Origin of the sequence: Nostoc sp. CCY 9925 (assembly GCF_963920935.1) — a bacterium.
Classification (GTDB): Bacteria; Cyanobacteriota; Cyanobacteriia; order Cyanobacteriales; family Nostocaceae; genus Nostoc.
This window is the reverse complement of sequence record NZ_CAWUDO010000319.1, coordinates 1-262: the sequence shown is the minus strand read 5'-3', so window position 1 is coordinate 262 and position 262 is coordinate 1. Positions and strand designations below refer to the sequence as shown.

Sequence of the window (262 nt, the reverse complement as noted above, 5' to 3'; positions counted from 1 at the left end):
ACTGACGCGGGCTGTCGCCCTCCAGCCGGACCTCGACGCCCATCCGGGTCAGCAGGTTCTGCAGCAGCCGCACTTCTTCGGAGGGTGAGGACTGATCCTGGGCGGCGGCCAGAAAGGGGGTTGAGGCCAAGAGGCCCAGCGCATCGCGTCGCGATGCGGTCGGCGGCGTCGGATCGTGAACTGGCGGGCGCAAACGCCTGTCCTCCTCAAGCCCCAGCGGGCCGTGACGAACTATAGACCTTCACCGGTGGCGTGAAAGCCG

At 67.9% G+C, this 262-nt stretch carries 1 protein-coding gene; it reads right to left on the bottom strand.

Annotation, left to right across the window (positions count from 1 at the left end; translation table 11 throughout):
• A partial coding sequence (locus ACM0OY_RS40610; protein WP_414574331.1) for a hypothetical protein occupies positions 1-193 on the bottom strand: 193 nt, incomplete at its 3' end.
• Between the last annotated feature and the right edge of the window lie 69 nt (positions 194-262).